The sequence below is a fragment of the Gilvimarinus gilvus genome (assembly GCF_030518155.1).
GTDB classification, from domain to species: Bacteria; Pseudomonadota; Gammaproteobacteria; order Pseudomonadales; family Cellvibrionaceae; genus Gilvimarinus; species Gilvimarinus gilvus.
Window position 1 is genome coordinate 1 of sequence record NZ_JAULRU010000740.1, and the last position, 339, is coordinate 339.

Consider the following 339-nt stretch of genomic DNA (forward strand, 5'->3'; position numbering starts at 1 on the left):
CAACAGGGGGCCGAGGCGCTGTTCGGCGAGCCGGCGTTGCAACTGGAAGACGTGCTGCGCCCGGACCCCGATGGCCGCGGCCGGATCCACCTGCTTGATGCCAGCCGCTTGGTGCATGAGGCCCCCAAGGTCTACGCCACCTTCCTGTTGTGGCTGCTGGCTGAATTGTTCGAGCAGTTGCCCGAGCGCGGCGATGCCGAAAAACCGCTGCTGGCGTTGTTCTTCGACGAGGCGCACCTGTTGTTCAACGGCACGCCCAAGGCGCTGCAGGAGCGCCTGGAGCAGGTGGTACGGCTGATCCGGTCCAAAGGTGTGGGTGTGTTCTTCGTCACCCAGTCG

General features: G+C 65.2%; 1 protein-coding gene. It reads left to right on the forward strand.

Annotation, left to right across the window (positions count from 1 at the left end; all coding sequences use genetic code 11):
- A partial coding sequence (locus QWI17_RS19180; RefSeq protein WP_302724143.1) for a helicase HerA-like domain-containing protein occupies positions 1-339 on the forward strand: 339 nt, incomplete at both ends.